Raw genomic sequence first — 26547 nt, forward strand, 5'->3', positions numbered from 1 at the left:
GCTAAAGTGGCGCAAAACCTTTTAAAATAAGGGTTCATCCCTTTTATTTGCAAAAATTTCAACAATATTGTGTGAAATTTATCCATTTACCACTAACAGGTGGAATAGTGGATGCCAGAGGGCGGCAGCCTCGTTAGAATAGATTTATAAACGAATTTAACCATGCTCGTGTTACTCCCTTAATGGTTTAAGAGAGATACGAGCTTATATCAGGTGAACAATATGTCATTAGAAATGCTAGAAAAGCTAGAAGCCAAAGTACAAATGGCTGTTGATACAATTTCTTTACTTCAGATGGAAATTGAAGAATTAAAAGAAACGAACGAAGGTTTAACGGCTGAAGCTCGTGACTTACGCTCAAACCGTGAAGCGCTGGTGCAAGATAACGATAAATTACAAAATGATCATCAAGCATGGCAAGAACGTGTTCGTACTCTGCTTGGTAAGATGGATCACGTAGAATAAAAAAAACAGAGCCGATGGCTCTGTTTCTTTATTAGCACTGTGGGTTATTACACCGGTTCGATTATTCGATATCGAGTGGTTCTGGCGACAGAATAACCCCTGTGTTGTCAGCGTAAATATGATCTTCTGGTAAAAACGTCACACCACCAAAGTTTACGGCAATATCAATATCGCCGACACCTTGCTGATCCGCACCGACGGGGATTGACGCTATTGCTTGAATGCCAATCTCTAGTTCATCTAAGTCATCGACATTACGCACACTACCGTAGACGATTAAACCTTCCCACTCATTCTCCGTTGCCAGCTGAGCAATGTCAGCATCAATGAGTGCTCGACGTAGTGAGCCGCCACCATCAACAAGCAATACGCGACCAACACCTGGCTGCTGTAATACTGTTCTAAGTAACGCATTATCTTCGAAACATTTTACCGTAGTAATTTGCCCACCGAAGGAACTGCGACCACCATAAGAATTGAACATTGGTTCAATAACATCAACCTGATCAAGATAAATGTCACATAGTTCGGACGTGTTATATTCCATACGCTAACTTCTTCTCGTAGTAAAAGAAACGGGTGCTGTCATTTCAATACTTTCAGGTGCTTATCGATAAGCCCTATGTTCGAAAGTAATTCGCTTGTTGAAATTATAACCAGCTCGTCAACCGATGCAACTGAGGCTAAACATTTACGCCAGTATAACGCCTGCGGCAAATAACAAATTAGTCAGAAGTGCGCACTTTACCATGGTTGCCATCATAGGACGAAGCGCGGCTCCATCTGTTGATTGAAAAACCTGCTTCCCATGTTGAAATAACAAAGGCGCACTTAAAATAAATAACCAACCAAACGGTGAGCGAAGTTCTAACCCTGCGAAGAGAGCAAGACAAACAACACTGCCAGTTAGTAAAAAAAGATGATATTTACGTCCCCAATCAGGTCCCATTCGTACTGCAAGTGTAAGCTTGCCACAGGCACGATCATTATCTATGTCACGTAAATTGTTAATATTTAGCACCCCAACAGCAAGTAAACCACAGGCCGTTGCAGGTAACATAATGATGGAGTCAATTTGCCCAGCTTGCAGGTAATAGGTTCCTGCGACACCAAGCCAACCAAAGAATGTGAGTACGGATAAATCTCCCAAGCCACGGTAACCATAGGGTTTATTACCCACGGTGTAAGCGATGGAAGCAGCAATCGCCATTACACCTAATAGCATGAAGCCAAACATGTCTTTTAGGTTATTACAGGCGAGAATAATGAGCGTTAAACCGCTAGTAATGGTGAGTACAATATTCAATGCCATGGCTTTTCGCATTGCTCCCGTGGTGACTAATCCTGATTGGATTGCACGTTGTGGGCCAATACGGTCATCATTATCGGTACCTTTTACCGCATCGCCATAATCATTGGCGAGGTTAGATAAAATTTGGAGTAAAAGTGCGGTTAGCAGAGCGAGCCCTGCAATTGAAGCAGAGAAACTTCCTTGCCATCCTGCCACTGCACTGCCGCATACAATTGATGCGATGGCCAATGGCAAGGTTTTAGGTCTTGCTGCATCGAGCCAAATTGCGAGTGAAGATGATTTCATAATCAGAGTGCTTTAAAAAACTGTAGAAAGGGTATTATGGCGCAATTATAGCGGGGGGCAAATTTATCCGATCAATGTTTGTTTAAAAACAAAAAAACGGCGCCATATGGCACCGTTTAATGTTTTTACAGTAGGTTATCTTTCACCTGCTGCTATTTTTCTATTACAGAATGAAGCGACTTAGATCTTCATCTTCGACCAGTTCACCGAGACGCTCATTAACATAAGCTTCATCAATGACCAGCAATTCGTCTGATCTATCCGTGGCGTCGAAAGACAATTCTTCCATTAAACGCTCCATAACAGTATGTAAGCGACGAGCCCCGATATTCTCGGTACGCTCGTTAACTTGCCATGCTGCATCAGCAATTTTATTGATTCCGTCTTCAGAGAAGTCGATATTGACAGACTCTGTCGCCATCAATGCCTTGTACTGTTCTGTTAGAGAAGCGTTAGGCTCGGTCAGGATGCGTTTAAAGTCATGGCTCGTTAGTGCTTCAAGCTCAACTCTAATAGGTAGACGACCTTGCAGCTCAGGGATTAAATCTGATGGTTTCGACATTTGGAATGCGCCAGAAGCCACAAATAAGATGTGGTCCGTTTTCACCATACCGTGTTTTGTTGATACGGTGCTACCTTCGACTAATGGCAGTAGATCGCGCTGAACACCTTCGCGTGATACATCAGGGCCTGACGAGTCACCACGTTTACAAATCTTGTCGATTTCATCAAGGAAAACAATGCCATTGTTCTCTACCGAGAAAATTGCTTGTTCTTTTAATTCTTCTTGATTAACCAATTTAGCCGCTTCTTCTTCTGTCGCAGCTTTAATGGCATCTTTGATTTTCATTTTACGTTTTTTGCTTGTGTTACCAGCTAAGTTTTGGAACATTCCTTGAAGCTGGTTTGTCATGTCTTCCATTCCTGGAGGAGCCATGATTTCTACACCCATTTGCGGTGCAGCAATATCCATTTCGATATCTTTATCATCAAGCTTGCCTTCGCGTAATTTCTTACGGAATGACTGACGCGTTGAAGAATCAGTATCGTTTTCTTCATTCTGCCCCCACTGATCACGAGCGGGTGGCAGTAGTACATCAAGAATGCGGTCTTCAGCTAATTCTTCTGCGCGAAATTGTACTTTGCTCATCGCTTGTTGATGCGTCATCTTTACAGCAACATCAGTTAAGTCGCGAATGATTGTTTCCACTTCTTTACCGACATAGCCGACTTCGGTAAATTTCGTGGCTTCAACCTTGATAAAGGGTGCATTCGCCAATTTAGCTAAACGACGAGCAATTTCGGTTTTACCAACACCTGTTGGACCAATCATCAGGATGTTTTTAGGTGTAACTTCAACACGCAGCTCTTCTGGAAGTTGCATGCGACGCCAGCGGTTACGTAATGCAATCGCAACAGCACGTTTAGCTTTATCTTGACCGATAATATGACGGTCAAGCTCATGGACGATTTCGCGTGGGGTCATCTCAGACATTGCAACTTCCTTACTTAGTTTCTAGCTCTTCAATGGTGTGATTATGATTGGTGAATACACAGATATCGCCAGCGATATTCAGTGATTTTTCAGCAATTTCACGCGCGCCTAAATCGGTATTTTCTAATAACGCGGTTGCTGCTGCTTGAGCGAAATTACCGCCAGAACCAATCGCAATTAAATCATTTTCAGGCTGAACGACATCACCGTTACCAGTGATAATTAATGAGCCAGTTTCATCCGCTACAGCTAAAATAGCTTCCAATTTACGTAGCGCACGATCGGTGCGCCAGTCTTTAGCAAGTTCGACTGCTGATTTCAGCAAGTGACCTTGATGCATCTCAAGCTTCCGCTCAAAACGTTCGAATAGAGTGAAGGCATCAGCGGTGCCGCCTGCAAAACCCGCGAGTACTTTGTTGTTGTATAAACGACGTACTTTACGAGCGTTGCCTTTCATTACTGTGTTGCCAAGAGAGACTTGACCATCACCAGCAATTACGACTTTACCGTTTCGACGTACAGATACGATTGTTGTCACGGTTGAACCCCTTTGATTCTCTTCGGCTTAATGCCGAGATCGATGTTATTAGTATATCTGGGGGTGGGGTATTTGTTTTTCAAGGCATGCAGAGGTAACAAAAAAGGATGCCGAGGCATCCTTTTTTAAATTTGTTTTGGGGGCGTAACAGGAATTGTTATTCCCAGAACCAAATCGCGCAAGGTGCGATACCTGCTCGTTTTAGCATGTTGCGGTCGTTTTCAGCTTGGCGCTTTTTGGGGTAAGGCCCAATAATAACTCGGTACCATGTTCCTTTTTCACCAGCCGACGCTTTTACTTGGCTATCTAACCCTTGAAAAGCAATCATTGCTTTACGTTGTTCAGCCTGATCTTGGCTGCGATATGCCCCACATTGCATCAGATAAGGCTTGGTTGGCTTGTCATCGGCTTTTTTGGCTTCAATTTGTATTTCTTTGTTTTTCAATTCTTCGATGTAACGCCATTTTTCTTCAGGCTTTGGTGGAAGTGTGCTGGTTTCTTTGGCTTTACTTGGGGGGGGCACTACGGGTTGGGTTACTTTTTCAGTCGTTTTTTTAACCGGCTTGGATTGGGGGTTCACCACTTCAGCTTTTGGTGTTGGCTGAGTAACAGGCGCTGGAGAGCTGGATAAGAAATACAACCCATAGCCAAGCGCACCGACTAACGTCAGTGCAATAAGTCCCCATTTTATAGGGAATCCAGTGGAAGCTGGGGCTTTTCGGTTTTGGCGGGCTGGCTTTTTTGGCGAGCGTCCGCGTTTCACATAATCTTTAGTGGCCACAATGATAAAACATTACAAGAATCACAATTAGGCTATGGTACAAACTTGCGCCGTACCTGACTAGTGTTTGAATCAATCACTTGAGGAATAATCGCTTTTTTACGATGGGAAAGTGTGAGCTTATGTCCAAAAAAGTAATAAGCTCACTTATTTCTGCGTGTGATTACATTGATGGTGGCGCGGCACTTTCGCGAATGACTAACTTTGCATCAAGTAAACGCGAGCCAGCACGAACATCTTTGCCCTTCAATAGTTCAAGTAGCATCAACATTGCTTGGCGACCGATTTCATAACGCGGCTGAGAAACGGTGGTTAACGGTGGATCGCAATATTCTGCAAATTGAATATCATCAAAGCCTACAATGGACAGATCTTGAGGCACGCGTAAACCAAGACGTTTGGCTTGTTGCATTGCACCAATGGCCATCACATCACTGTGACAGAACAGTGCCGTTGGTGGCTCTGGTAGCGAAAGTAGGGCGGTTACAGCCCGTGCACCAGCGGCAAACGAAAAGTCACCTTTAACTGTGTAAGCTGGGTTTAACTCTATACCACCACGACGAAGTGCTTGCTGATAACCTTGTGCGCGAAATTGACACAGTGCCGCTTGATCAGGACCAGAAATTTGCGCAATACGTTTATGACCCATCTGAGTTAAATAGTTTACGGCTTCATAGGCGGCAGTTAAGTTATCGATATGAACAGTTGGCAGCTCAAGTTCTGGCGCATATTCACATGCCATTACTAATGGTGGTAGGTTTTTTTGTTCGGGTTTGCTGACATCAAACGGTAAGTCAGTACCCAGCAGCAGCATACCATCAGCTTGCTTGGTGAAGACTAAATTAACAAATGAGTTTTCACGGGTTTTCTGTTGTCCGCTATCACCGAGCAAGACTAAGTAGCCGTGTTCCATCGCAGCTTCTTCGATACCACGGATAATCTCGGTGAAGTAGGGGTCACAGATGTCGGGTACGATAGTAACGATGGTTTTTGATTCATTGCGGCGCAGGTTTCTCGCCAGTGAATTGGGGGAATAACCAGCTTCCATAACGGCTTGTTCGACTTTTTTACGGGTCGATGCCGAGACCTTTTCTGGGTTCATTAACGCACGGGAAACCGTGGCCGTAGATACACCAGCTAGCTGGGCAACGTCCTTCATTGTCGCCATATTTGCAGTTCCTCTCTATTATTTCTCTCTTAATATGCTGGAGGACCTTGGCCAAAATGAGCAGATACCGTGACCAGCAAGCATCTTATTGTATGCGCTCTGTTGTTGATTAAACATGGCTTTATGAGCATAAATTACATTCAACATGTGACTTACATCGCATTGTTCATTTTAAGTTAAATCTTGAGGTTCAACATCGATCGACCAACGTACTTTTTTCGCTAAGGGCAGTAGTTGAATTGCGGGTTTAGCAATTGCTAGCATGCGTTGTAAGGTTTTACGATCCGGAGCCTGAAGGAGCAGTTGCCATCGGTATCGCCCTGCACGGCGAGCCAAGGGGGCTGGGTTGGGCCCCATAATAAAGGTGTCTTGATTAAATAGAGGGCTAGATTCAAATATGCCTCGTATTTGTTGTAAGAGTTGACAAACGTGGTCGCTATTGTTGGCTTCTGAACGGAATAATGCCAAATGTGTATAAGGTGGTAATAAAGCTTCTTTTCGTTCTATTAGTGCGTTATCGGCGAAGCTATCATAACCTTTGTGTAACAATGCTTGTAATAAAGCATGTTCAGGGTGATGAGTTTGCAGCAATACTTCCCCTGGTTTACTAGCACGGCCTGCGCGACCAGCCACTTGAATAAACAACTGAGCAAGACGTTCTGATGCCCTAAAATCATTACTGAATAATGCACTGTCGACATCAATGAGCGATACCAAGGTGACATTTGGAAAATGGTGACCTTTTGCTAGCATTTGAGTACCAATTAAAATTTGATACTCATTGTTTTTTATGGCTTCAAGGTAATCTTCTAGCGACCCTTTTCGGCGAGTGCTATCGCGATCAATACGTACTGTTTTGTATTCAGGAAATAAAGTCGCTAATTGCTGCTCTAATTGCTCTGTTCCTACCCCGACGGCATTCAGTTGAGTTGAGCCACAACTATTACATTGGTGCATGATAGGTCGTTGAGTACCGCAATGGTGACAACGCAGCTCTCCAGATTGCTGGTGCAGGGTGTAATACGCATCACAACGGTCACATTCTGCTAGCCAGCCACATTCATGACAAATCATGGCAGGGGAAAATCCCCGACGGTTTAAGAATAGAATGACTTGGTTGCCAACAGTTAAATGTTTACGCATTTGGGCAATTAATGGGGCTGATAACCCTGCATCAAGGTATAAACCTTTTACATCTAATACCCCATGACGAGCAGATTGGGCGTTACCGGCTCGGCGAGTAAGATGAAGGTGATGATATTTACCTGTTTTAGCATTGTGTAAACTTTCTAGCGCAGGGGTTGCAGACCCTAAAACAATTGGAATGTTTTCTTTGTTCGCTCGCATAACGGCGAGATCACGAGCATGGTAACGTAAACTATCTTGTTGCTTATACGACGCATCATGCTCTTCATCGACAATGATGATGCCCAGGTTATGGAAAGGCGTAAACAAGGCAGAGCGCGTACCAATAATAATCCCTGCTTGATTATCTCGACCAGCTAACCATGAAGATAGTCGTTCTGTATCATTGAGACCAGAATGCACAGTTTCAAGTGGCACATTGAAGCGACGACGAAAACGGTTAATGGTTTGTGGGGTTAAACCGATTTCAGGCACGAGTATTAATGCTTGTTTACCTGCCGCTAATATTGGCTCTAAAGCATTCAGGTACACTTCTGTTTTACCTGACCCCGTAACCCCTTCTAATAAGTAACAGCCAAATTCAGGGTTGGCATTAATTGTCGCAATGGTTAAGGCTTGTTCTTCATTCAAGCGGGGTTTGTCTTCAGTAATCGCAAAATGCTTGTGCCAATCGATTAGGCGGGGCTTTTCTTGTAATTCGGTTATCCAGCCTTTATCGACCAGTGTTTTTAACGTGGCAGAGCTGACTTCTTCAGCGATCAGGGCTTCATGGCTACGATTACCATTTCTTAATATATTCAACACTTGTACTTGGCGAGGCGCCCGTTTAAGTGCGGTGATTGGCTGATCGCGACCAGCTTCTGTTAGCGCCCAGTATTTGAGCGTGGCGGCAGATGCTTCTCGTCCTTTACGCAGCAATCCCGGCATTGAGTTAGCTAATGTATCGCCTAGTGGGTATTGGTAATAATTACTAGCCCAAGATAACAAACTAAATAATGGTGAAGTCCATAATGGCGCTTGATCAATGACGGTATAGATGGGTTTTAGCTGTGCGATTGGGAAATCAGATTTATCAGTGATTTCAATAACAATACCGACCAGTTGTTGGCGTCCGAATGGCACCTTTACTCGACCTCCTATCACAGGGGAAGAGCCTGTTTTTATAAGGTAATCAAATGTTTTGTCCAATGGGACAGGAAGCGCCACTCTGGCAATATTGGATGTCATAACTAACCGAAGATGAAGCTGTGATTATATTAAAGCACTATGCTGTTAAGCGTCACAGATGGTTTACTGATTGAGTTTGAAGTGTACAACGCACGGCAGTTTATCCCAAATTGATTAGTCATCTAGCCGTCATTGATAGTGCACTTAGTTATACTTAGTCGATAAACGGTGAAAATAGTAGCGTGTCTGTTGATCTGAGCGTAATGATTGATTATCATACGCGCCCTAATTTGTCGTTTATGCGGCATACTATTTTTAACGACGTGTGGTGCCCGGCTTTGGATCGGGAGAGCGACGCGGCCTTATACTTGAGGTTTTCCCATGAAACAAGGTATCCACCCAGATTACAGTGCAGTGAACGCTCGTTGTTCTTGCGGCAACACATTCATTTTTCAGTCTACTATGACTAAAGATGTAAACCTTGATGTGTGTGACAAATGTCACCCATTCTACACTGGTAAGCAACGTCAAGTTAGCTCTGGTGGTCGTGTTGATAAGTTCAACAAACGTTTCGGTGCTCTTGGTAGCAAGTAATTGCCCATTGAATTCCGATGAAAGGGGATGCTTATGCATCCCTTTTTTTTGCCTGTTATTTGGTATTCTCTCTATTTCTTTATTAAGCTAAAACGATGCAGGTATTACTGTGCGTGATGGCTCACACCTCTTTATTTGCCCATTTTATTCATGTAGCACGTTTTATATCCACTTATCTGATTGAGTTATCATATATAAGGATTCAATTGGCTTGACCAGTTGTGCCGCGCTAGGATTTTGTAGCGCTATATAATATGATCCATCTCCCAATACCGAACTGAACATCATTTTCATTCAGGATCGAGACCGCCTGTTACCTAGGACCAGAACATTATGTCGGAAGATTTTCGCCAACAAGCTCTTCATTACCATGCTTACCCTGTACCAGGAAAAACGGCCATTGCGCTAACAAAGCCAGCAGATACTGTTCAAGATCTTGCTTTGGCATATAGCCCTGGTGTTGCTGAACCCGTTCGAGAAATCGCGCAAAATGCTGAAAATGTATATAAATATACCGGCAAAGGTAACATGGTTGCGGTTATTACCAACGGTACTGCTATCCTAGGTTTAGGGAATCTTGGTCCATTGGCGTCGAAGCCTGTAATGGAAGGTAAATCTTTATTGTTTAAACGCTTTGCTGGTTTAGACTCTATCGACATCGAAGTGAAGCACCGAACCATTGATGAGTTTGTTGATACAGTAGCAAACATTGCGGATACCTTTGGTGGTATTAACCTTGAAGATATTAAAGCACCAGACTGTTTTGAAATTGAAAAACGTCTGATTGAGCGTTGTTCTATTCCTGTATTCCACGATGATCAGCACGGTACAGCGATCGTAACGGCTGCAGGTATGTTGAATGCCCTTGAAATTCAAGGCAAAGAAATCAGCGAATCTGTCATTGTATGTTTAGGTGCGGGTGCGGCTGCTGTCGCATGTATGGAACTGTTGATTAAGTCTGGCGCTCAGCGCGAGAAAATTTATATGCTTGATCGTAAAGGTGTTATTCACACTCGTCGTGATGACATTAACGAATATAAGCAACTATTTGCTAATAACACCGATAAGCGTACGCTGGAAGATGTTATTGAAGGAGCTGATATTTTTGTTGGCGTTTCAGGTCCAAACTTATTGGCTCCAGAAGCATTAAAGTTAATGGCAGATAAGCCTGTTGTGTTTGCATGTTCAAATCCTGATCCTGAAATTAAACCAGAATTAGCACATGCCGTTCGTGATGATCTGATTATGGGCACTGGCCGTTCTGATTACCCTAACCAGGTAAACAACGTTATTTGTTTTCCATTCATTTTCCGTGGTGCATTAGATGTACGTGCGAGCAAAATTAATGATGAAATGAAGCTAGCAGCGGTAAAAGCGATTCGTGAATTAACGAAAGAGCCAGTACCAGCTGAAGTCATGAAAGCGGCCGGCGTCGATGAGCTTGAGTTTGGTGTTAACTATATTATTCCAAAGCCAATGGATCCACGCTTGCTTCCACGTGTTGCCAAAGCGGTAGCACAAGCAGCGATTGATTCGGGTGTGGCGCAAATTGACATGCCAGTGGGTTACATGGAAAGTTAATGTAACGCCTTCAACTTTTGTTGTGAACACTCAGAGCCAGCTGCACACTGTGTCGCTGGCTTTGTGCTATTTACGGTTTGACTGTACCACGAGTATTAGAACGGTATGTTATTCAGTAGGATCTCCCCCTTGCATCATGATCATTTCTGTACTGAACGAACCTGAAAAGAACATCGTGGTAGCCAATATAAGCATTAACATATATTTCCCACCGATTAGACACATGCCTATCATATTAATTACTGAATTCCACATATACCACCCCATAGATTGCTGAATAAATAAAAATAAACGCTCGAGTAATATCCGTATTGCTTTGAATTACTGTAGTACGTTTATTGTATTAGGTTAGGGGGAGTACTATTTGATTATGATCATTTTTATATTCAGCATTCATTCAAGGTTATTAATAAATATAAAATACGCTAGCTAAGTTCTGTTTTTACAAAAAATAGCAATTTATTACTTTTTAGTGATGCTGTGTAACTGCTGAAATCTAATTGGTGGAATAGTTACAAATATATTATTAACGACTATATTAATTACAATTTGTATTTTTAATTACAAGGATAAATAAAACGAAATATATATATCGACTTTGTAATGATTAGTTACAGTGTGAAATTTTTAGTGTTACTTTTAATAGTTAATGAATGTTGTATTTGATTTATTGAGTTACTGCTGACCTTTTTTATACGTTCAGTTTGTTTGCATAATTCAGTACCTATATTAAGATTCACATCACAAAAAAGCCTTTCGATACGGTTAAATCTACATTTTGATGTGAATTGCTCGGCTTTATCGATGTGTTTAGTCACTTATTATTCAGTCTTGTTTATGCCTGTTTACATTCTTTTTAATATTTTTCGTCGATATCAATCCGAATATTGATGGGGGTCAATAAAGTTTCCAAATAAGAACTGTGAATACCGAAAAGTATTTTAACAGTTAAGTGAATAATATAATTTAAATGCGGCCAATCATTCTGTTTGGCTATTATTAATTAATTAAGTTCAGGGCTGACCATGCCTTGGTTGGTTTTTTGTCGTCTTTATTTTGTTGGGAGTTATTGCATGCGAAAAAAGTGGTTTATAAAGACAGCGGATGACACGCTCTCAGAGTTGAATACAACGCGTTGTGGTCTTTCATCTGAGACAGTGACAGAGCGTCAAGCTGAATACGGGCCAAATGAAATACAAGAGCAAGAAGGTAAGTCTGCTCTTGAAATGTTATTACACCAATTTAAAAACCCATTGATCTTTATTCTGGCTGTCGGGGCTTTAGTGTCCTTATTTACGGGTCATTATGTTGATGGTATCGCTATTTCGGTGATTATTGTCATCAATGCGTTGATTGCGTTTTGGCAAGAGATGAAAGCAAAAAAAGGGATGGATGCCCTAAAAGAGATGGCAGCACCCAACGCAGACGTCGTGCGTGACGGAGAAGTGTTATCGATTCCAGCACGAGAATTGGTGCCTGGTGACATTTTAACGATTAATACCGGCGACATTTTAGCTGCTGATGTTCGCATCATTGAAGCCAATCGGCTCTCTATTGACGAAGCTGCACTTACCGGTGAATCAGAGCCTGTCGATAAAGCTATTGCAGCTTTAGATGGTGAAAATATTGGCTTGGGTGACCAAGTAAATATGGGCTTTATGACAACGATTGTAACCTCAGGTAATGGTTACGGTGTTGTGGTCGGTACTGGGATGCAGACCGAAGTTGGCCATATTGCTGACTTGATGACGAATACCGAAGAAACAAAAACACCGATGCAAGTGCGTATGGATACTATCGCTCATACGTTAATGATTGCTGCGTTGGCAGTTGTTGCTGTGGTGTGTGCGATTGGTTTGTACCACGGTATGCCATGGATAGAAATTCTGAGCACAGGTATTTCATTGTCGGTAGCTGCGATTCCTGAAGGCTTGCCAACGGTAGTATCCATTGTATTGACAATGGGCTCGACCAAAATGGTAAAGAGTAATGCGTTGGCGAAGCAGTTGTCTGCGATCGAGACCCTGGGCTCAACAACGGTTATTTGTTCAGACAAAACGGGCACGTTGACACAAAACCAAATGCAGGTAATGCAAGCGTATGATGCATCGGGTCGCCAGTGGAAAGTGACTGGTAAAGGCTTTGATCCAAAAGGAGAGTTTATTCCTCAAGAACATAATACAGCGGTAACAGATAGCCCAGAAATGATGCAAGGCTTGACTGTTGCAACGTTATGTAACGATGCCCAATATTTACAAGATGAAGGTAAATACACGGTGCGCGGTAACCCAACTGAAGGCGCATTGATTGTCGCGGCAGCGAAAGCTGGCTTGCAGCAAGGCACTATGTTGGCGTCGGGTGATTTTACCTTAGTTGAGAAATTCCCGTTCGACTCAGGTCGAAAAATGGCATCGGTAATTGTACGAGATAAAGCTGGCCAACATTTCTTGGCTGTAAAAGGAGCACCAGATGTCATCTTGCGTAAAGCATCGGGCTTTATGGTTGACGGTAATGTGGTAGTCCATTCGGGTCAGGAAATGCAAGGGAATTTGGCACTGGCGTCTAGTCCTGCCGAGCAACATATTGCGAATTACCAGAAAGCGATTGAAGAGTTTGCTGATCAAGCACTGCGCACACTTGCTGTTGGCTTCCGCCCTTTGACAGATGAAGATTTAGAACGTGATCATCATGAGTTGGAACATGACATCACAATTCTAGGTTTGTACGGCATTATGGACCCTCCACGGCCTGAAGTGCGTGATGCGATAAATAGCTGTTTTGATGCTGGCGTTCGTACTGTCATGATCACTGGTGATCATGCCTTAACGGCTGCTGCTGTTGCACGAGATATTGGCATTATCCGTAGTGAAAACGATAAGGTCATTACGGGAGCTCAATTGGATGAAATGGACGATGAAGAGCTACGCCGTATCTGCCCTGAGGTTGCCGTATTTGCTCGTGTGAGCCCAGAACATAAACTTCGTATCGTGAAAGCACAGCAAGAAAACAATGAAGTACCTGCAATGACTGGTGATGGTGTGAATGATGCACCAGCACTTCGCCGAGCTGATATTGGGGTAGCTATGGGTATTTCTGGTACCTCGGTAGCAAAAGACTCTGGCGACCTAATTTTGTTGGATGATAACTTCAGCACGATTGTGAAAGCTGTGCGTCAAGGTCGTCAGATCTTTGATAATTTACGCAAGTTTATTCGTCAGGCATTGACAGCGAACGTGGGTGAAGTAGCAGTAATACTGATTGCCTTCTTAGTGATGGGGCCAGCAACTATTCTGCCGCTTACACCATTGATGATCTTATGGATTAACTTAGTATCTGATGGTCTACCTGCGTTGGCATTAGGGGTTGAGCCGGAAGAGAACGACGTGATGTCGCGTAAACCGCGTAAGCGTAACGAAGGCTTCTTTGGCAATAGCCTAGGTGTCAGAATTGTAATTCGTGGTTTGGCATTGGGGGGCATGAGTTACCTAGCGTTTAGCTGGGCATTAAATGCTGGTCACAGTGCTGAATATGCACAGACAGTGGCGTTTGCAATGCTGATTTTCTCTCAGCTATGGCACCTGTTTGATTCGCGTAGTTTTACAACGTTATACCGTAAAAATCCATTCACCAATAAGTATTTACTTGGTGCAGTGGTGTTGTCTGCCACGCTATCTTTAGCGGTGATTTACACCGGCTTTGGTCAATTGGTATTTAATACTGAGTCACTATCATTCGGTCACTTGTTGGCTGTGGTTGTTGCGGCATCAGTACCGACCTTTGTGCTATCAGGTATCAAAGAAATAACGAAAGTGAAATTCGTCTAACCCGTTGGCCTGCAATTCCGCAATGGATTGCAGGCTACTTTTTATGAGCAATGGATTGCAAGCTAATTCTATGAGCAATGTAATACAGGGGTTATGACGTGAAAAAGATTATCGTATATTCCGCACTCTTATTGGTGGGGCTGGTTTGTTCTCAACTACTACCATCTTTCATTCCTAGTTATAGCAAGTTGCAACCAGTCATTATGGTGCTGACCATGTCGGCACTGGCTTACATTATGATCAATGTGGGCCGTGAGTTTGAAATTGATAAAAACAACCTGAAACAATACCGCTGGGATTATGTTGTCGCCATGACAACAGCAACATTCCCATGGATCGCTGTCGTGGTGTATTTCATCTTTGTGCTAATGCCACCAGAGCTATGGAGCAACGTAGATGCTTGGAAAGAAACATTAGTTATTGGTCGCTTTGCTGCACCAACATCGGCGGGGGTGTTATTTGCCATGCTGACTGCAGCTGGGCTAGGCGCAACATGGGTATTTAATAAAGCCCGTATTTTGGCCATTTTTGATGACTTAGATACTGTGCTGCTGATGATTCCATTGTCTATTTTGGTGGTGGGATGGCAACCCGCGCTAGGCCTGACGTTAGTGCTAATGTTTGGTCTATTGGCGCTGGGTTATCGTTATTTACATTTGTGGTCTATTCCTTCTTCAGCTTCTGCCGTGTTGGGGTATGCCGTTGTGATAGCTGTTGTGTGCGAATTGTTTTACCTACGCAGCGGTGTTCATTTTGAAGTCTTGTTACCTGCGTTTGTGTTGGGTTGCATGATGAAATCGCAGCATGAGTCGGCGTCTGATCAACAGCTATCCAGCTTGATTGCTGGTGTATTCATGGTGTTGGTTGGCTTAAGTTTGCCACAAATTTTTGGTTCGGCTGATATTACTGCGTCTGATAGCATCACGCTCTCTATGCCTGCTATGTCATTGGCTGAAATTACTTACCATGTTGTCGTTATCTCGATCATTGCCAATGTCGGCAAGATGTTCCCTCTATTTTGTTACCGCAAAGAAGCTTCACTCAAAGAGCGATTAGCGTTGTCGATTAGTATGTGGCCGCGCGGTGAAGTGGGGGCTGGTGTGTTGATGATCAGTCTTGGTTATGGCTTTGGTGGACCGATTGTCACTATCAGCATGCTGTCGTTAGCACTGAACTTGGTACTGACTGGTGTGTTTATTATGGTGGTGAGAAAACTCATTCTAAATGAAAGACAGGAAGGAGAAAGCTATGAAAAGGCGTGAACTTAAATTGCTAGGTATTGTGATTACTATTTTTCTTTTTACATTGATGATAGGGCGTGCGGCGTAAGCGGAGAACTAATAAAGTAAAAGCTATCATTAAAAATTACAAAAAGTAGCGTGTTTCCATATTTGCTGACTGTGGTACCAGAGTTGTCACCACAGTCAGTTTTTTTGTACCTAGAAGATGAACGTTATTCGTTGATGTCTTCGTAAGTAATGCCCATTTCATCCATGATCGCTTTCGCTTCTGCTGGAAGTGCATCTGGACAATCTTTACGAATATCGTCATCAGTTGGTAACGGCTGACCTGTATAAGCATGTAGGAATGCTTCACACAGTAATTCACTGTTTGTTGCATGACGCAGGTTATTTACCTGGCGACGAGTGCGTTCATCAGTCAAGATTTTTAAAACCTTTAATGGAATCGAAACAGTAATTTTCTTAACTTGTTCGTTTTTCTTACCATGTTCCGCGTATGGGCTGATGTACTCGCCATTCCACTCTGCCATGTTCTACCTTCTCAGCGATATTAGGGCTAAATAATTATAACCCGAATTTTAGCCGGATTTACCGCCACATGCAAAGACATATGGACGTCTAGAAGTGTTGACGTCTTAGTTTAATGTCGGTAATGTTGTTGTTGCTATTTTATTCAGGAACGGGCTAAGCCTGAAACAAGGAAGGTAATAATGAGTGACAAGCAACTTGCCACCATCGCTGTGCGCACAGGTATTGAATCAGACAGTCAGCACAACGCTGTTGTTCCACCTATTTATCTGACATCGACTTATAGTTTCCCCAAACTCGGTGAGTTACCGCAGTACGACTATTCTCGATCAGGCAATCCCACGCGGAACATGTTAGCTGATGCCTTATCTGATCTCGAAGGCGGTGCCGGTGGCGTTGTGACGAGTTGCGGAACTGCTGCAATTAACTTGCTTGTATCGGCATTGCTTAGCCCTGATGATTTAATTATTGCCCCGCATGATTGTTATGGTGGTACTTACCGCCTGTTTAATACACGTGCTAATAAAGGTGATTTTAACGTTTTATTTATCGATCAGTCAGATCCCGTAGCGCTTGCTCAAGCGCTGGCGAAAAAACCTAAAATTGTTTGGGTTGAAACCCCGTCGAACCCATTATTACGTGTGATTGATGTAGAAGCATTGTGCCAGCAAGCTAAAGCGGTTGGCGCGCAGGTTGCCGTTGATAACACCTTTCTTTCTCCGCTTTTACAGCAACCTATTAAATTAGGCGCTGATTTTGTGGTGCATTCGACGACGAAATACATCAATGGTCATTCGGATGTTGTGGGTGGCGTTTTAATTTCAAAAGATGCAGATCAAGCAGAAAACATTGCTTGGTGGGCTAACTGCATTGGTGCTACGGGTGCACCGTTTGATGCTTACTTAACATTACGTGGTGTGCGTACGTTAGGTGCAAGAATGCGGATGCATGAAGAGAATGGTGCCGAGATCCTTAAGTACCTACAAACAAATGCTCTGGTTGGCCAAATTTATCATCCTAGTTTGCCTGAGCACCCAGGCCATGAGATTGCAGCGCGTCAGCAAAAAGGATTTGGTTCTATGCTTAGCTTTGAGCTGGCAGGTACTTACCGCCAACTTGAAGTTTTCGTTGAGGCATTAAAATTATTTTCATTAGCAGAATCATTAGGTGGAACCGAAAGCTTAATTGCGCATCCATCAAGCATGACACACCGTGCTATGTCTGATGAAGCACAAGCAGAAGCTGGTATTAAAACGTCACTGTTACGCCTTTCTGTTGGTTTGGAAGATCCTCAAGATTTAATTAACGATCTTGAACAAGCATTTACTCTGGCTGCGGAGGCGGTGTAATGGTTCAAACAGTGAAACGTCAATTGCACAAATTTGGTGGCAGTAGTCTGGCAGATCCAGAATGCTACCGCCGTGTTGCGGGTATTCTGCGAGAATATTCCCACCCGAATGATCTTATTGTGGTCTCTGCGGCGGGCAAAACTACCAATTGCCTAATTGAATGGGTAGAGCGCCTAGGTAAAGATGGGCGTCAAGCGCATGAAACATTACAAGAGCTACGTCAGTTTCAGCAACACTTAATTGAAGCGCTAGTGCATGGCGAGCAAGCTGATCGATTACTGAGCCAGTTACACGCTGAATTAAGTGAACTGGCAAAGCTTAGCGGGTTAGAAATCACAGAGGCAGTACGTTCTTCGATACTCGGCCATGGGGAGCTATGGTCGGCACGACTGCTAGCGGCATTGCTTAATAGTAATAATATGTCTGCGGTCAGTTTAGATTCTCGTGACTTCCTGCGTGCTGAACGTGCAGTACAGCCAGAAGTGGATCGCACACTTTCAAGGCCGTTATTACAACAGCAACTGGTTCAGCATAATAAGTGCCGTATTGTGATCACTGGTTTTATGGCGCGTAACCAAACGTCAGAAACAGTGCTACTTGGGCGAAATGGGTCGGATTATTCGGCAACGGTTATCGGGGCATTAGCGGACGTTTCTCGTGTTACGATCTGGAGTGATGTGGCGGGTGTGTACAGCGCGGATCCTCGCAAAGTTGCTGACGCATGTTTGTTGCCATTATTACGCTTAGACGAAGCTGATGAACTTGCCCGCCTTGCCGCGCCAGTCTTACACAGTCGAACACTTCAACCTGTTGCGCAAAGCACGATTGATCTCACTTTGCGATGCAGCCATCAGCCAGAATCAGGTTCGACACGTGTCGAGCGAGTGTTGGCTTCTGGGCGTGGCGCTAAAATCGTAACCTCATTAGATGAAGTCTGTTTAATTGAATTAGATGTACCGCGATCTCATGATTTTGATGCAATAAAAACCGATATAGAATGTACTCTGCAGCGAGCTCAGTTATTGCCACTAGCGCAAAGTGCTGAAGTCGAGTTAGGACGTATTTTATTGGCTTATACCAGTGAAATGGTGAACTGCGTATTAGAGCTATTACAGAATCGTGGTGTCGCGGCAGAGCTACGCCTGCGCGAAGGTTTCTCGATGGTTGCGGCTGTCGGTGCCGGCGTAGTCAATAATCCAGTGCATTGTCATGGCTTTTATCAGCAGCTAAAAGGGCTACCGGTTGAGTTCATGACTGAAGCGGAATCAGGGTTAAGTTTGATCGCTGTATTGCGTAAAGTCGATACCGAAGGTTTGGTCGCCCGTATTCACCAAAGCTTATTCCAAGCCCAAAAACGTGTCGGTATTGTTTTATGTGGTAAAGGCAATATCGGTAGCCGTTGGCTTGAATTATTTGAGCGAGAAAAAGAACAGCTAGAAAAACGCCACGGTATGAGCTTTACCTTGGTTGGGGTGGTTGATAGCAGCCGTCATTGGATTGACTTTAGTGGTATTAACCCTAAACGTGCACTCAATAGCTTTGATGAGGAAGCCATTAGTTATGCTAATGGGGAGTTATTTCCCGCATTAGCGTCGAGTGATTATGACGATGTCGTCATCTTAGATGTGACTGCCAGTGCTCAACTTGCAGCAAGGTATCCCTGCATTGCGGAAAGTGGTCTGCATCTGATTTCAGCAAATAAAGTCGCAGGATCAGCCTCGAGTAAAGATTATCATGCGGTTCAAGACGCTTTTGCTAAAACCAGCCGTCATTGGTTATATAACGCAACAGTAGGGGCAGGTTTACCCGTTAACCATACCGTGCGTGATTTACGTGAGAGTGGCGATGACATTATCGCGGTGTCAGGTATCTTTTCGGGTACGTTATCGTGGCTATTTCAGCAATATGATGGCGCATTACCGTTTTCTCAGTTAATTGAGCAGGCTTGGCAGCAAGGCTTAACAGAGCCAGATCCTCGCCATGATTTGGATGGTAGCGATGTGATGCGAAAGCTTGTCATACTGGCGCGTGAATCAGGTTTAGAGATTGAACCTGAGCAGGTGAAAGTCGAATCCTTGGTACCTGATGATTTAGCGGCATTGAGCATCGATGGCTTTTTTGAACAGGCCGAAAAACTGGATGAGCTGTTACTTGAACGTTTAACGAAAGCACAGCAAGAAGATAAAGTATTGCGCTATGTTGCTCGCTTAGATAAAAATGGCAAAGCCAATGTGGGCGTAGAAGCGTTGCCTCAAGAGCATGCATTAGCCAATTTATTACCTTGTGATAATATTTTTGCGATTGAAAGCCGTTGGTATCGTGATAATCCGTTGGTTATCCGTGGCCCAGGTGCGGGGCGTGATGTCACCGCTGGTGCCTTGTTGTCTGATATTAATCGTCTTGCTGCGCTTCTATAAAATAGGATGAATACTTACCTTAATAGTATGAATGTTTACCATAGGGTATAGGATTGGCCGTAATCACTGAATGATATTAAAAACCCGCTATATGCGGGTTTTTGCTTATTTGGCGTATATTTACTATGTTGAAGTTTATGCAATGTGAACTTGAAAAAAATTCATGATCACTTTGTTGACATTAAATTGGTTACACGACATTCTGTAGACATATAGACGTCTAAACGGTTATTTAAGACGTCACCATTTGGGGAGCTGGCCACACGGCCAAAAAGGAAGGGATTCACTATGGGATACTCTCACGCAAGTCATCTAGACTCGTTAAACCAGAACATTGCTGATATTAACGGTGATATCAATGTTTCTTTTGAATTCTTTCCACCAAGCAGTGAAAAGATGGAAGAAACCTTATGGCATTCAATTCACCGCTTAAAAACACTGAAGCCAAAATTTGTTTCTGTAACTTACGGTGCAAATTCTGGTGAGCGTGATCGTACCCACTCCATTATTAAAGACATTAAAGATCAAACAGGGCTGATTGCTGCACCTCATTTAACCTGTATTGATGCGAGCCGTGACGAGCTGCGTACTATTGCTCGAGATTATTGGCGCAATGGTATTCGTGATATCGTCGCGCTACGTGGTGATTTACCCGCTCAAGGCACTAAGCCTGACATGTATGCAGCCGATTTGGTTGAGTTACTACGTAAAGAAGCTGATTTTGATATTTCAGTTGCAGCTTACCCTGAAGTGCACCCAGAAGCGAAAAGTGCTCAGGCAGATTTGATTAATCTAAAACGTAAAGTGGATGCGGGCGCTAGCCGAGCCATTACCCAGTTTTTCTTTGATGTAGAAAGCTACTTACGTTTTCGTGACCGCTGTGTGGCTGCTGGTATCGATGTTGAGATTGTACCTGGTATCTTGCCTGTTTCTAACATGACGCAAGCCAAGCGCTTTGCAGCGGCCAATAACGTGAAGATCCCAGGTTGGCTAGAGAAGCAGTACCAAGGCTTAGATGATGATCTTCTCAGTCGTCAGATGTTAGGTGCGAGTAATGCCATTGATATGGTTCGAGTGCTGAGCCGAGAAGGGGTGAAAGATTTTCACTTCTATACACTGAATCGTGCAGAGTTGACGTATGCGATTTGCCATACATTAGGTGTACGTGCCGAAGTTGAAGCTAAATAAATCATGCTTCCCAAATGTTAGAATTAAAAAAAGCCGCTGTTGCGGCTTTTTTATTATCAATAAATACTCAGTAAAGAATATTAATTGATTTGAACATCGCTATCAGCGCTATCCATATCTTTCAATTCAGCTAACACTTCTTCAGCCCAGTAAATCCAAGCTTGACGGTTGTGTACACCACGACGAAGCGTTAGGCGATCTAAGCGCGCTTGACGATCCATTTCTTTGTGATTAGCAAAGTGGATTTTCTCAAGCTCAGCGTAGTGACCCATTAAAGTATGAGACTCTTCGATTAGTGCTTCTAGTTGCTGTTGCATGGGTTCAGAATTATGAACACCACAAACAAGCAGTTTCGCTGAGAACTCATCACGAATAGTTGGATTACGAGCTGGTTCTTGGAACCACTCAAGTAATGCCTGACGTCCTAGATCAGTAATTGAATAGACCTTGCGATCTGGTTTACCGTCTTGGGGCTCTAGTTGACAAGTTACTTGGTCGTTGCCGGCCATCTTATTCAGTTCACGGTACACCTGCTGGTGGCTCGCTTTCCAAAAGTAACCAATACTGTGTGAGAATTCTTTTGTTATATCGTAACCAGTAGCATCTCTGCTACATAGTACTGTTAGTATTACGTGAGGTAGTGACATCTCTTCTATCCGATAAAATACGACAAAATAAAAAAAACAATCAAACGGACGTTACCCTTCGCTCTTTGGCGTTTTATAATCGTCTTGTTGCACTGCTTGATTGAGATCGCACAGAGTATCATTAATATACTCAATATCGATACCTAGCTGACTAAATTTATTATTCATCAAAGCAATAAATTATACATCTTGTGACCTACGTTTGAATCTTTCATTATTTACGGCACTGCACTTAAGTTTTAAACAATCTGGTTCATATTGTTTTTTGACTCTAGCGCAGTGACTAGTGAATTGAATGTCTCATTGTTGAGATTGAAAGGGAATTAAATGTGCCGAGCAGAATAATGCAGCTGTTTAAAGGTAAGTAAAGCGGTGAGCAGCATAAAATAAAGGCCGCAAAAGCGACCTTTATGAGGGGGTAATTATTTTGTTAGCTTAACCTGTGTTACGCATACCTGTTGCGATACCGGCAATACTGACCATGAGCGCTTCTTCTAAAATCGGCGATGGTTCGTCTTGTTGACGGGTTCGGTACAACAATTCAGCTTGTAGCATATTGAGTGGCTCAACATAAATATTACGTAAGCGGATTGCTTCAGCGCCCCAAGGATTTTGCTCCATGAGGTGTGCGTTATTTTCCACGTTTAAAACGGCTTTAATATCTTGCTGTAGCTGATCACGTAATTTCTGCCCCAACGGCCATAACGACTTGTCTGTTAAGCGTTGGTCATAGTATTCAGCGATGCCTACATTTGTCTTGGTGTACACCATTTCTAACATGCCTAAGCGTGTAGAGAAAAATGGCCACTCACGACACATATCTTCTAATAGTTGTGCGTGCCCTTTGTCGATAGAATATTGAATGGCTTCACCAGCACCTAACCATGCAGGCAGTAGCAAGCGGTTTTGTGACCATGCAAAAATCCATGGAATCGCACGTAAGCTTTCAACACCACCGTTAGGATTACGTTTTGCAGGACGCGAACCCAGCGGTAATTTACCCAGCTCGAGTTCTGGCGTCGCAGCGCGGAAGTAAGGAACGAATTCTTCGCTACCACGAACCACGTTACGGTATGATTCACAAGAGACCTCTGACAGCACATCCATTAAATCGCACCATTCTTTTTTCGGTGCTGGTGGCGGTAATAGGTTCGCTTCTAGCGTCGCGCTCGCATATAGGCTTAAGCTATTGACGGCCACATCAGGTAGACCAAGCTTGAAGCGAATCATTTCACCTTGCTCTGTAACGCGTAGACCGCCTTTTAAGCTACGAGGTGGTTGCGAGAGTAGTGCAGCATGCGCTGGTGCACCACCACGACCAATAGAGCCACCACGGCCGTGGAATAGCGTTAGTTCGACACTGGCATCTTCACAGACTTCAACTAATTCTTCCATTGCACGGTATTGTGCCCAACCAGCCGCCATTACGCCGGCATCTTTGGCTGAATCAGAGTAGCCAATCATCACCATTTGATGGTTTTGAATAAAACCGCGGTACCAATCAATACTCATTAATTCTTTAATAACGGATGCACCGTTATTTAAATCTTCGAGTGTTTCAAACAGTGGGCATACATCCAGACGGAATGGGCAGCCCGCTTCTTTCAGTAGTAGGTGAACAGCAAGCACATCAGATGCCGTGCGTGCCATTGAAATAACGTAAGCCCCTAATGCTTCACGAGATTGCTCTGCAACGGCTTTACACGTGTCGAGCACTTCTTGTACTTCTGCCGATGGTTGCCAAGCTAGTGGTAACAGGGGACGTTTAGATGCTAACTCACGTACTAAGAACGCGACTTTATCTTGTTCATTCCACTGTTCGTAATCACCAAGGCCGAGGTAGCGGGTAAGTTCAGAAATAACATCTGAGTGACGGGTGCTTTCTTGGCGGATATCAAGACGCACAAGGTGAATACCGAAACATTTAATACGGCGAAGTACATCAAGTAATAGACCATCAGCAATAATGCCCATGCCGCATTCACGTAGTGACTGGTAACACGCGTGCAGTGGTGTCCAAAGTTGATCAACATCATCAATGATGGCGAGGTTGGGTACATCTTGTTTTTTAATCTTGGCATCCAAGACATCACGGGTATTGGTTAGCTTGGTGCGTAAATCTTTTAAAATAGCACGGTAAGGTTCGTGCTCTTCACCGGCGAGTTCGCGAACTTGGTCATTACATTTAACCATTGATAGTTCACTAACTAACTCTTGAATATCTCCCAAGAATAAATCTGCAGCTTTCCAGCGAGAAAGTAGCATCACTTCACGCGTTACGTCAGAGGTGACAAATGGGTTGCCGTCTCGGTCACCGCCCATCCAAGAGGTGAATTTTACGGGAGATGCATCTAATGGTAGGTTTTCACCCAGGTGCTGTACGAGTTTTTCATCAAACTGACGTAAAAATTCAGGTACCGCATGCCAGAGAGAATTCTCAACAACAGCAAATCCCCATTTTGCTTCATCAAGCGGAGTCGGGCGCTGCTTACGAATAACATCGGAGTGCCATGCTTGTGCGATCAGTTGCTCTAGGCGTTGTTCAACACGCTGACGTTCACTGTGAGATAACTCACTCAACTCAAGATTTGATAAGCATTTATTAATCTGTACCAATTTGTGGATCATGGTACGTCGGGCTATTTCGGTTGGATGTGCTGTTAGCACAAGCTCGATATTTAAATCGCGTACCGCCTGAATGGAATCAAACTGGCTGATACTGTTGGCATTCAGTTTGCCAAATAAAGAATCGATTGAGTCAGGGCTGCAAACTTGTTCTTCGCAGTGGCGAGAAATGGTGTGGTACTGTTCGGCAATATTGGTCAAATTCAAAAATTGACTAAAGGCGCGAGCGACAGGAAGGAGTTGATCGTCGGGAAGGTTTTGCAACTCGTCGATTAACTTAGCACGATCGCTATCATCGCCTGCGCGAGCAGATTTAGACAGCTTACGTATGGTTTCAACTTTATCGAATAGAGCCTCACCATGTGCATCTTTAATAGTATTCCCCAGCATGTGGCCGAGCATACTTACGTTACTTCTTAACGCACTGTACTTTTCATTCATATCGCATCCATCTCGTAATTTTGTTACATCAAATTCATCCATATACTTAACAATCTATCCGCGATCCCACTTTCAGGTCAACATTGATTGCATTTATCGGTGATAAATCGAGCTAGATTTGATTTTGGTCATACACTTGTTTTAAGTCTGAAATTTTATTTCGTAAAAACGAGTCATAAAGCACGTTTTTTGTGTGCTTATGCTTATATTGGTCAAAAGTAAAGCGAAATTGGTTGATTTTATCATCATGCCATAGTCAGAGATCATGTATTGGTGACCTTGGTCATGAGGGATGAAAACTCAGCGTGATTGGAAAAATCCAATAAAGTGAAAATAGGTTGGTTTGTGCTTTTCGAAGGTTTTACCAATGAATTTGGTGGAATCAGTACAAATGAGACTTCATAGAAGCGGATATTGAGGAGAAATGGCATTTTTTCTGCTTCCGCTGTTGACAGCGTATAGATTAATCGGTAAACATATAAATTCAGAAGGCGTGAATAAAAATCTATTATTCGCGTTCTTATCGATTTGCATGGATAGCAAACGGATTTTTGAACGAGACGTAGGAAAAATTAACATGAACCAAGCGATGATTAATAATCAAGATTCCCTCCGACGACGCTAAGTCTTAATCGCTTGGTGCCTCGCGCGCACCTCATCATTAGCTGCATCAGCAGCGCTGTTTCAAACCAAATGCTTTAACAATCAAAGCCAAATAAACGGAAATCATTATGTTGAACACCCTTATTGTAGGCGCTAGCGGCTACACCGGTGCCGAACTAGCAAAAATGGTGCACGTACATCCACATCTTGAACTCGGTGGTTTATATGTTTCAGCCAATAGTTTGGATGCGAATAAACCTATTAGTGATTTACATGGCCAGCTAAAAGGCATTGTTGATCTACCTCTACAGCCATTAATTAACCCAGAAGCTATTGCCAAACAAGCTGACATTGTTCTGCTTGCGACAGCGCATGAAGTTAGCCATAACCTAGCCCCTATTTTTCTTGCAGCAGGGTGTCAGGTGTTTGACTTGTCTGGGGCGTTCAGGGTTAAAGGTGATGATTTTTATAACAAATACTATGGCTTTGAACATCAACATACTCAGTGGCTAGAGCAAGCAGTATACGGACTTGCAGAGTGGAATAGCGAAGCTGTAAGACAAGCCCAGTTAATTGCGGTTCCGGGTTGTTACCCTACCGCTTCACAGTTGGCATTGAAGCCATTGCTTGAAGCTGGGCTTATCGATAAAAATCAATGGCCTGTTATTAATGCTGTCAGTGGTGTTTCAGGCGCAGGTCGTAAAGCATCAATGGTGAGTAGTTATTGCGAAGTGAGCCTACAAGCTTACGGTGTATTTACTCACCGACATCAACCTGAAATCGCCAATCATCTTGATTGTGACATTATTTTTACCCCACACCTTGGTAACTTTAAACGTGGCATTCTTGCCACCATTACCGCGAAACTAGCAGATGGTGCTAATATGCAACAGGTGTCTGAGTGTATGGTGGGTGCGTATCAATCGTCAGGTGATGTTCATGCAGTCCGCTTACTGGGTGAACAAACAGCAAGTATTCAGAATGTTGTTAATACTTGCTTCTGTGATATTGGTTGGAAAGTACAAGGTCGACACATTGTTTTAACATCGGCGATTGATAATTTATTAAAAGGTGCATCGTCACAAGCGATGCAGTGCATAAATATTCGAAATGAATTCCCGCAATTAACGGCGTTGATATAGGAGCATCACT

Annotated in this window: 20 protein-coding genes; 9 read left to right on the forward strand and 11 right to left on the reverse strand. The window is 43.4% G+C overall.

All coding sequences use genetic code 11. The annotated features are described in order from the left end of the window. Positions 1-222: 222 nt before the first annotated feature. The gene (zapB, locus tag C9J48_RS16310; RefSeq protein WP_006233887.1) at positions 223-465 is read left to right on the forward strand and encodes a cell division protein ZapB; all 243 of its coding nucleotides are present in this window, start codon (positions 223-225) and stop codon (positions 463-465) included. Positions 466-526: 61 nt separating this feature from the next. Here zapB and rraA read toward each other — a convergent pair whose 3' ends face one another. From rraA to priA, 7 genes are all read right to left on the reverse strand, one after another. After that, entirely contained in the window at positions 527-1012 is a 486-nt protein-coding gene (gene rraA, locus C9J48_RS16315) for a ribonuclease E activity regulator RraA (RefSeq protein ID WP_006233886.1), read from the reverse strand. A gap of 144 nt (positions 1013-1156) precedes the next feature. Beyond that, entirely contained in the window at positions 1157-2062 is a 906-nt protein-coding gene (locus C9J48_RS16320; RefSeq protein ID WP_006233885.1) for a 1,4-dihydroxy-2-naphthoate polyprenyltransferase, read from the reverse strand. Between the two features lie 163 nt (positions 2063-2225). After that, complete coding sequence (gene hslU / locus C9J48_RS16325; protein ID WP_006233884.1) at positions 2226-3557, reverse strand: ATP-dependent protease ATPase subunit HslU; 1332 nt, start codon at positions 3555-3557, stop codon at positions 2226-2228. Positions 3558-3567: 10 nt separating this feature from the next. After that, positions 3568-4095 (reverse strand): ATP-dependent protease subunit HslV, encoded by a 528-nt coding sequence (hslV, locus tag C9J48_RS16330; RefSeq protein WP_006233883.1) that lies wholly within the window; start codon positions 4093-4095, stop codon positions 3568-3570. Positions 4096-4252: 157 nt separating this feature from the next. Next, positions 4253-4876 carry an SPOR domain-containing protein gene (locus C9J48_RS16335; RefSeq protein ID WP_006233882.1) on the reverse strand — a complete coding sequence of 208 codons (624 nt, stop codon included), beginning with the start codon at positions 4874-4876 and terminating at the stop codon, positions 4253-4255. Between the two features lie 163 nt (positions 4877-5039). Beyond that, positions 5040-6044: a DNA-binding transcriptional regulator CytR gene (cytR, locus tag C9J48_RS16340; RefSeq protein ID WP_006233881.1), complete on the reverse strand. Its 1005-nt coding sequence runs from the start codon at positions 6042-6044 to the stop codon at positions 5040-5042. A gap of 171 nt (positions 6045-6215) precedes the next feature. Then, entirely contained in the window at positions 6216-8417 is a 2202-nt protein-coding gene (gene priA / locus C9J48_RS16345; protein WP_036804512.1) for a primosomal protein N', read from the reverse strand. 321 nt (positions 8418-8738) lie between these two features. On the opposite strand from priA, the gene rpmE reads away from it, so the two are divergent. Then, entirely contained in the window at positions 8739-8951 is a 213-nt protein-coding gene (gene rpmE / locus C9J48_RS16350; protein WP_006233879.1) for a 50S ribosomal protein L31, read from the forward strand. Between the two features lie 333 nt (positions 8952-9284). Next, positions 9285-10532, forward strand: coding sequence for a malic enzyme-like NAD(P)-binding protein (locus C9J48_RS16355; RefSeq protein ID WP_006233878.1), 1248 nt, complete (start codon positions 9285-9287; stop codon positions 10530-10532). Positions 10533-10640: 108 nt separating this feature from the next. Here C9J48_RS16355 and C9J48_RS27945 read toward each other — a convergent pair whose 3' ends face one another. After that, positions 10641-10787 (reverse strand): hypothetical protein, encoded by a 147-nt coding sequence (locus C9J48_RS27945; RefSeq protein WP_006233877.1) that lies wholly within the window; start codon positions 10785-10787, stop codon positions 10641-10643. Between the two features lie 818 nt (positions 10788-11605). Here C9J48_RS27945 and C9J48_RS16360 point away from each other — a divergent pair. Next, positions 11606-14356, forward strand: coding sequence for a cation-translocating P-type ATPase (locus tag C9J48_RS16360; RefSeq protein ID WP_006233875.1), 2751 nt, complete (start codon positions 11606-11608; stop codon positions 14354-14356). A 98-nt stretch (positions 14357-14454) separates the two neighbouring features. Continuing rightward, positions 14455-15618, forward strand: a complete 1164-nt coding sequence (locus C9J48_RS16365; RefSeq protein WP_036804510.1) for a cation:proton antiporter — start codon at positions 14455-14457, stop codon at positions 15616-15618. A 191-nt stretch (positions 15619-15809) separates the two neighbouring features. Here the strand turns inward: C9J48_RS16365 and metJ are convergent, their stop codons facing one another. Next, complete coding sequence (metJ, locus tag C9J48_RS16370; protein ID WP_006233871.1) at positions 15810-16127, reverse strand: met regulon transcriptional regulator MetJ; 318 nt, start codon at positions 16125-16127, stop codon at positions 15810-15812. A 180-nt stretch (positions 16128-16307) separates the two neighbouring features. Between metJ and C9J48_RS16375 the strand changes: the two genes are divergently transcribed. The 3 genes from C9J48_RS16375 (at position 16308) to metF (ending at position 21079) form a co-directional block, all read left to right on the forward strand. Then, entirely contained in the window at positions 16308-17474 is a 1167-nt protein-coding gene (locus C9J48_RS16375; RefSeq protein ID WP_006233870.1) for an O-succinylhomoserine (thiol)-lyase, read from the forward strand. Then, complete coding sequence (locus C9J48_RS16380; protein ID WP_006233869.1) at positions 17474-19891, forward strand: bifunctional aspartate kinase/homoserine dehydrogenase II; 2418 nt, start codon at positions 17474-17476, stop codon at positions 19889-19891. Before C9J48_RS16375 ends, C9J48_RS16380 begins: the two co-directional genes overlap by 1 nt. A 288-nt stretch (positions 19892-20179) precedes the next feature. Next, positions 20180-21079, forward strand: coding sequence for a methylenetetrahydrofolate reductase (metF, locus tag C9J48_RS16385; protein WP_006233867.1), 900 nt, complete (start codon positions 20180-20182; stop codon positions 21077-21079). Positions 21080-21159: 80 nt separating this feature from the next. Here the strand turns inward: metF and C9J48_RS16390 are convergent, their stop codons facing one another. Both C9J48_RS16390 and ppc read right to left on the reverse strand, forming a co-directional pair. Then, positions 21160-21726 carry a PadR family transcriptional regulator gene (locus C9J48_RS16390; RefSeq protein WP_006233866.1) on the reverse strand — a complete coding sequence of 189 codons (567 nt, stop codon included), beginning with the start codon at positions 21724-21726 and terminating at the stop codon, positions 21160-21162. Positions 21727-22161: 435 nt separating this feature from the next. After that, complete coding sequence (gene ppc / locus C9J48_RS16395) at positions 22162-24792, reverse strand: phosphoenolpyruvate carboxylase (RefSeq protein ID WP_006233865.1); 2631 nt, start codon at positions 24790-24792, stop codon at positions 22162-22164. A gap of 731 nt (positions 24793-25523) precedes the next feature. On the opposite strand from ppc, the gene argC reads away from it, so the two are divergent. Next, positions 25524-26537: an N-acetyl-gamma-glutamyl-phosphate reductase gene (gene argC, locus C9J48_RS16405; RefSeq protein WP_006233864.1), complete on the forward strand. Its 1014-nt coding sequence runs from the start codon at positions 25524-25526 to the stop codon at positions 26535-26537. Positions 26538-26547: the final 10 nt, after the last annotated feature.

Origin of the sequence: Photobacterium profundum (assembly GCF_003026285.1) — a bacterium.
Classification (GTDB): Bacteria; Pseudomonadota; Gammaproteobacteria; order Enterobacterales; family Vibrionaceae; genus Photobacterium; species Photobacterium profundum.